Below are 6,805 nucleotides of genomic sequence, written 5' to 3' on the forward strand. Positions count from 1 at the left end.
CCGCCACCTCGTCCTGCGCGTGGTCGACCTGCCGCCGGGCCGGGCCGGTGCCCGCCTCCTCGCCCGCCTGGCGGACCTGCGCGGGCTGCGCCACCCGGCGCTCGCCCCGGTGCTCGAGGTCCTCGCCCTTCCGGGGCAGCGGGCGGCGGTGGCGAGCGAGCTCATCGAGGGCGCCGACCTCGCCGTCGTCCTCGGGGCGCGCGGCAGCCTCACCCGCTCGGAGGGGGCTCGGGTGCTGGCGGACGTGGGCTCGGCGCTGGCCTGCCTGCACGGGGCCGGCCTGGCCCACGGGGACCTGTCGACCTCGAACGTCATGGTGAGCACCGGGGGCGGGGCCGTGCTCATCGACCTCGTGAGCGAGCTGGCCCAGACCGGGACGCCTCCCTGGGCCGCGCCGGAGCGCGAGTCGGGAGGACCGGCGACGCCCGCCTCCGACGTCTACTCCCTCGGCATGCTGCTGCGCACCTGCGCCGAGGGCGGTGCGCTGCTGGGCCAGGGGCTCGAGCGGGTGCTCGCGGACGTCCTCGTGGCCGACCCGGAGGCCAGGCCCGGTGCCAGGACACTGGCGGCGCGTGCGCCGGAGATCGCGCGGCCCGGGGTCATCGGGCTGCCCGACGGCGCCCGCCTCGCGGCCGGTGCGCTCAGGGCGGCGGCCGCGACCCCCACCCGGACCGTTGCCAGCCGCAGCGCCCGCAGGCGTGCGCGGGCCGGTCTGGGCGGCAGGGCCCTGGACGTGTCGCGGCCGGCGGTGGTCATGGTGAGGACGCTGACCGCGGTGCTGCTCCTCGCCGTGGGTCTGGCCGGCGCGTGGGGCCTGCGGGCCGCCGGTGCTCTCGGCGGTGCCGTCTACGGTCCGCAGGCGCCCGCCACGGCGGGGCCGGGGGACGCCGCGGAGGCCCTGGGGCAGGACGGGCTGACGGCGGTCGTCGTCGGGCTCGTCCAGGCGCGTGATGAGGCGATTGAGGCGGGGGACGCCCGGGCGTTGGCGGCCACGAGCGTGGAGGGCTCCAGCGCCGCGCAGGCCGACGCCGCGATCCTCTCGGCCCTGGTGGGCTCGGGTGAGCGCGTCGAGGGGCTCAGCACCCGGGTGAGCTCCGTCTCCGGCGTGGCCGTGCCGGACCTTCCCGACGGCGCCGTGGCGGTGGAGCTCACCCGTGCCCAGGGCGCGAGCGTGCGGGTCGGGGCTGACGGCGACCGCCGGGCGGTCCCGGCGCAGCAGCCCCAGCGGGTCGTGCTCGTCCTCGTGCCGGACCCGTGGCGGGTGCTGGAGGTCCGGCAGGCCGGGACCACCCGGTGAGCAACTTGGGTTGACACTGAGGGTTGGTCAACCTAGGTTGCTTACATGGACGCCGTCACCGTCGCCGCACAGGCCACCGACACCAACGACCCCGTGACGGGCCTGCGGGCCGTCGCCGCCCTCAGACGCCTGACCGACTCCCTCGAGCTCGCCCAGGTCGAGGCAGCCCTCGCACAGGGCATGGGCTGGAGCGAGATCGCCGGGCTCCTGGGAGTCACCCGCCAGGCCGTCCACAAGAAGTACGCCAGACGCGTGGCCCCGCACCTCGCCGGCCACCGGAGGAGGGACCGATGAGCACCTACACCCACATCACCACCTGGATGGTGGCCAGCCGCCAGGAGGCCCTCCTCGCCCGGCACCTGCGCATCGAGCAGACCGACCTGCTGCTCGGGCTGCTCGCCCAGGGCGGCTCCGTGGCGCAGACGCTCGGCGAGGCCGGGGCGACGCTCGCGGGCGCCCGCCGGGCCGCGGCCGACCTGGACGACGCCGACCTGGCCCAGGCCGGTATCACGGGCAGCGCCCGGCTACGACCGGCGCGCCTGCCCGCCGCCAGTACCACGGCACTGTCCACGGCCGACCTGGACTGGGCCCCTGACGCCGAGGAGATCCTCTTCGAGCGCAAGGGCAGGGTCCGCTCCGACCGCCAGGCCCTGGAGGTGATGCTCCAGGACGGCCGGGCGCCCGCGACGCGGCTCCTGCAGGCCCTGGGCGTGGACGTGGCCGCGCTGCGCGAGCGCCTCGCTCACGCCGACGCGCCCAGCAGCACGCGGGCGGTGCCCGTGGCGCTCGCCCCGGAGCACCGCCGGCAGGGGATGGAGCACGCCCGCAGGTGCTCGCACTTCATCTCAGCGCCCGCCGACCTGGTCCGAGGCCTCCTGAGCGACCCCGACCGTCTTGGCCAGTGGTGGTGGCGCAACGACGCCGAGGTGCTGGAGACCGGTGTCCGGCACGCCGTGGTCGAGCACCGTCACCGACGCCGCTCGGTGCGGATGCGCTACCTGCTCAGCCAGAGCGCCGACGGCGGCCTGGCCTGGCGGGAGGAGGCGCTCACCGTGCGCTACGCGGGCGTGCTGGTCAGCGTGCGCGAGCTGAGGGCGCAGGAGACGGCCGGTGGGACCCTGCTCCACCTCACCCTCGTCACCCGCAGCCTCGGCCCCCTGGGCCGGTTGACCGCTCCGCTGGCGCGCCTGTGGGTCGCCATGGGGATGCGCCACCAGCTCCTGCTGGTCGCCGCCCTGGTGGCGGACGAGACCACCGGCTGAGGGCGCCGGGCGCAGTCGCCGCGGTCGTAGCCGAGCGGGCCGGGGCGCACCCGCGAAGGGTGCTGCCCCGGCCCGCTCACGCGCCGTCAGCGGCTCATGGCCTCACAGGCCGAGCTCACCGGCGAAGTCGCCCTCCTCGAGACGCCTCTTGACCGTCATGAGGTAGCGGGAGGCGTCGGCGCCGTCCACCAGACGGTGGTCGTAGGAGATCGCCAGGTAGCACACGGAGCGGATGGCGATGACCTCGTTGCCCTCGGCGTCCTTGATGACGCGCGGCTGGCGCTGGATGGCGCCCAGGCCGAGGATCGCGACCTCCGGCTGGTTGATGATGGGCGTGTCGAAGAGCGCGCCGCCGGAGCCGGTGTTCGTGATCGTGAAGGTCGAGCCGGACAGCTCGTCCGGGTTGACCTTGTTGTCACGGGTGCGGCCGGCCAGGTCGTTGATGCGCTTGGCCAGGCCGGGGATGTTGAGGTCGCCCGCGTTCTTGACGACGGGGACGAGCAGGCCGCGAGGGGTGTCGACCGCGATGCCGATGTGCTCGACGTCGTGGTAGGTGACCTCCTTGCCGTTGATCGAGGCGTTGAGCTTCGGGTGGGCCTTGAGGGCCTCCGTGGCGGCCTGGACGAAGAAGGGCAGGAAGGTGAGCTTCGTGCCGTTCTTGGCGAGGAAGTCGTTCTTCGCCCGCGCGCGCAGGGCGGCGACTCGGGTGACGTCCACCTCGACCACCGTGGTGAGCTGGGCCGAGGTCTGCAGCGAGTCGATCATGCGCTCGGAGATGACCTGACGCAGGCGGCTCATCTTCTGGGTCGTGCCGCGCAGCGTCGTGTCGGCCACGGGCTTGGAGGCCGGGGCCGCGGGAGCGGTCGGAGCGGCAGGAGCCGCGGCCGGCGCGGGCGCTGCGGCAGCCGCCTTGGCCGCCTTGGCGGCCTCGAGCTCCTCAGCGGCCTTCTCGACGTCCTGCTTGCGGATGCGGCCGCCCACGCCGGTGCCGGTCACCGTCGTGAGGTCCACGCCCTTGTCACGGGCCAGCTTGCGCACGATGGGCGTGACGTAGGCGGCGGAGGCGACAGCGGCGGCGGAGGGTGCGACGGGCTCCGGCTCGGCGGGGGCGGGGGCGGGGGTGGGTGCCGGTGCGGGGGTGGGCTCCGCGGCGGGAGCGGGCGCGGCCGGTGCGGCGGCGGTGGCCTCGGAGGGGTCACCGATGACGGCCAGGACGGTGCCGACCTCGACGGTCTCGTCCTCGGGGACGAGGATCTCGAGGATCGTGCCGGAGACGGGGGCGGGGACCTCGGTGTCGACCTTGTCGGTGGCGACCTCGAGCAAGGGCTCGTCGGCCTCGACGGTGTCGCCCACGGCCTTGAGCCAGGAGGAGACGGTTCCCTCAGTGACGGACTCGCCCAGAGCGGGCATCTTCACGGACTCGGACATTGGAGTCATTCCTCTTCTGCTGTTGCTCAGTCGTGGTTGTGCAGGGCCTTGCCGGCCAGGACCATGGCGGCCTCACCGATGGTCTCATTCTGCGTGGGGTGCGCGTGGACAAGTGAGGCGAGGTCCTCGGCGTCGGCCTCCCAGCTGACGATGAGCTGGCCCTCTCCGACCTGCTCGCCCATCCGGGCGCCGATGGCGTGGAAGCCGACGATCGGACCGCCCTTGACCGAGACCAGCTTGACGAATCCCTGGGTGCCCAGGATCTGGCTCTTGGCGTTGCCCGCGACGTTGAACTCGGCGGTGGTGACGTTCTCGGCGCCGTGGAGCTCCTTCGCCCTGGCCTCGGACAGGCCGACGGAGGCGATCTCCGGCTCGCAGAAGGTGACCTTGGGGACCTTGACGTCGTCGACCGGCTCGGGGGACAGGCCGGCGATCTTCTCGGCCACGACGATGCCCTGGGCGAAGCCGCGGTGGGCGAGCTGGACGCCGGGGACGATGTCGCCCACGGCCCACACGCCCTCGACGTTGGTGCGCCCGTAGGCGTCGGCGAGGACGAAACCGCGCTCCATGGCGACACCGACCTCCTCGTAGCCGAGGCCCGCGGTGGCCGGGCCCCGCCCGACGGCGATGAGCAGGACCTCGGCGTCGTAGGCGGCGCCGTCCTCGGTGTGGACCGTGACGCCCGACTCGGTGCGGTCCACCGACTTGAACATCGTCTTGGTCTTGAAGGCGATCTTGCGCTTGCGGAAGGAGCGCTCGAGCATCTTGGAGATCGCCTCGTCCTCGTTGGGCACGAGGTGGGGCAGGCCCTCAATGATCGTCACCTGGCACCCGAGCGAGGCCCAGGCGGAGGCGAACTCGACGCCGATGACGCCGCCGCCGAGGATGACGGCGGAGGCCGGCACGTGGTCCATCTGCAGGGCGCCCTCGGAGGTGAGGACCTTGTCGTCGACCTGCTGGCCGATGGTCTTGGAGTAGGAGCCGGAGGCGAGGACGATGTTGCGGCCCCGGATGACGCGGCCGTCCACCTCGACGGCGTCCTTGGCCACGAGCCTGCCCCAGCCGCCCACGAGCTCGATGCCGCGCGAGGAGACCAGGCCCTGCAGGCCCTTGTACATCCTCGTGATGACACCGTCCTTGTAGGCGTTGACGGCGTTCATGTCGATGCCCTCGAGGTGGGCGCGCACGCCCAGCGCCCCGGCCTCGCGCACGGCCTCGGCGGTCTCGGCGGCGTGCAGGACCGCCTTGGTGGGCACGCAGCCGCGGTGCAGGCAGGTGCCTCCGACCTTGTCGGCCTCGATGAGGGCCACGCTCAGGCCCAGCTGGGCCCCGCGCAGGGCAGCGGCGTAGCCGCCCGAGCCAGCGCCCAGGACGACCATGTCGTAGACGGTGTCAGTCACGAATTCACTCCTCGTTGATGTCCTTCGCCCCCGTGGCGGGGCGTGTCGGCACGCCGTCATTGTTTCACCGGTCCCGGCCTCCCACCCCCGGAAGTGACGCCCGGGGAGGGACTAGAGTCCCCCACGGGGCGTGAGACTGCTCACGTTCCGTGGGGGACGTCCTGTGCGAGGACCCGGTGCGGGCCCCTCAGCCCTCGTAGCCGCGCAGGAGCTCCAGCAGCGTCGCCACCCCGGCACCGGTGCCTCCCGTCGGCACGCCCGCCCACGGCTCGCCGTCGTTGAAGGCCGGGCCGGCCACGTCCAGGTGCGCCCACGGCACCGAGCCGGTGAACTCGCGCAGGAAGAGCCCCGCCGTGAGCATGCCCCCGCCGCGCGGGCCCGTCACCGCGTTGCGCAGGGCCGCGTAGGGGCTGTCGAGCCGGGGACGCAGGTCCTCGGGCAGCGGCATCGGCCAGAAGGCCTCACCCGCCGCCACCGCGGCCGCCACCACGGCCTCGCGCAGGGCGGGCGTGCCCATGACGCCGGCGACGTGCTCGCCCAGCGCCACGATCTGGGCGCCGGTGAGCGTGGCGACGTCCAGCACGGCGTCGGGCCCCTCCTCGACCGCCCGGGCCAGCGCGTCCGCCATGACGAGGCGGCCCTCCGCGTCCGTGTTCGTGATCTCCACCGTCGTGCCCCCGTACATCGTGACGATGTCGCTGGGACGCTGGGCGTCCGCCGCGGGCAGGTTCTCCGCCAGCGCCAGCCACGCGTCCACACGCACCCCCAGCCCCTGGCGCGCGGCCGCCAGGACCGCCCCCAGGACCGTGGCCGCCCCGGCCATGTCCGACTTCATCTCCGGCATCGACGCCGGCGGCTTGAGGGACAGGCCGCCGGAGTCGAAGGTGATGCCCTTGCCGACCAGGGCCACGCTGCGCCGCGCGCCCTCGGGCGCCCAGGTCAGGCGCACCAGGCGCGGCGGGTGGACCGAGCCCTGCCCGACGCCGACGATCCCGCCGAAGCCCTGCTCGGCCAGGGCCCGCTCGTCCAGGACCTCCACCCCCAGGCCGGACGAGGCCGCGGCGGCGCGGGCGAGACCGGCGAAGACCTCCGGCGTCAGGCGGTTCGGCGGCTCGTTGACCAGGTCGCGGGTCAGCGCCACGCCCTCGGCGAGCGCGAGGACCGTCGTGGCCTCGGGCACCGGCACCCCCGCGGGCAGCAGCACGACGACCTGGCCCAGCGGCGCCGTCGGGGCCGGTACCCGCCCGGCCCAGGCGTAGGCGCCGGTGAGCGCGCCCTGCGCCACCCGCAGGGCCTCGGCCTCGTCGGCGGGGAACAGGGCGACACAGGCCGAGCCCGTGCCGGCCAGGGCGCGGGCGGCACGGGCGGCGGCCCGCTCGAGCACGGCCGCGCGCGTGACCCCCAGGGCCCGGCTGTCC

General features: G+C 74.5%; 6 protein-coding genes. 3 read left to right on the plus strand and 3 right to left on the minus strand.

Annotation, left to right across the window (positions count from 1 at the left end):
* From H6X67_RS11525 to H6X67_RS11535, 3 genes are all read left to right on the plus strand, one after another.
* On the plus strand, window positions 1-1,297 hold a 1,297-nt coding region (locus tag H6X67_RS11525), incomplete at its 5' end, for a protein kinase domain-containing protein (protein ID WP_249435551.1).
* A 45-nt stretch (window positions 1,298-1,342) separates the two neighbouring features.
* Window positions 1,343-1,591 carry a hypothetical protein gene (locus tag H6X67_RS11530; protein WP_249368920.1) on the plus strand — a complete coding sequence of 83 codons (249 nt, stop codon included), beginning with the start codon at window positions 1,343-1,345 and terminating at the stop codon, window positions 1,589-1,591.
* Complete coding sequence (locus H6X67_RS11535; protein WP_249368919.1) at window positions 1,588-2,559, plus strand: Clp protease N-terminal domain-containing protein; 972 nt, start codon at window positions 1,588-1,590, stop codon at window positions 2,557-2,559. Before H6X67_RS11530 ends, H6X67_RS11535 begins: the two co-directional genes overlap by 4 nt.
* Window positions 2,560-2,661: 102 nt before the next feature.
* On the opposite strand, the gene sucB is transcribed toward H6X67_RS11535, so the two are convergent.
* From sucB to H6X67_RS11550, 3 genes are all read right to left on the minus strand, one after another.
* Window positions 2,662-3,987 (minus strand): 2-oxoglutarate dehydrogenase, E2 component, dihydrolipoamide succinyltransferase, encoded by a 1,326-nt coding sequence (gene sucB / locus H6X67_RS11540; protein WP_249435552.1) that lies wholly within the window; start codon window positions 3,985-3,987, stop codon window positions 2,662-2,664.
* A gap of 26 nt (window positions 3,988-4,013) precedes the next feature.
* The gene (lpdA, locus tag H6X67_RS11545; RefSeq protein ID WP_249368547.1) at window positions 4,014-5,387 is read right to left on the minus strand and encodes a dihydrolipoyl dehydrogenase; all 1,374 of its coding nucleotides are present in this window, start codon (window positions 5,385-5,387) and stop codon (window positions 4,014-4,016) included.
* Window positions 5,388-5,574: 187 nt separating this feature from the next.
* The coding region (locus H6X67_RS11550; RefSeq protein WP_249435553.1) for a leucyl aminopeptidase at window positions 5,575-6,805 on the minus strand (1,231 nt) is incomplete at its 5' end.

It is taken from the genome of Actinomyces sp. AC-20-1, from assembly GCF_023369555.1.
Lineage (GTDB): Bacteria > Actinomycetota > Actinomycetes > Actinomycetales > Actinomycetaceae > Actinomyces.

Coding starts and splice junctions, on each gene's coding strand:
- H6X67_RS11535 (WP_249368919.1), top strand. CDS start 1,588: ATGAGCACCTACACCCACATCACCACCTGGATGGTGGCCAGCCGCCAG.
- H6X67_RS11530 (WP_249368920.1), top strand. CDS start 1,343: ATGGACGCCGTCACCGTCGCCGCACAGGCCACCGACACCAACGACCCC.
- sucB (WP_249435552.1), bottom strand. CDS start 3,987: ATGTCCGAGTCCGTGAAGATGCCCGCTCTGGGCGAGTCCGTCACTGAG.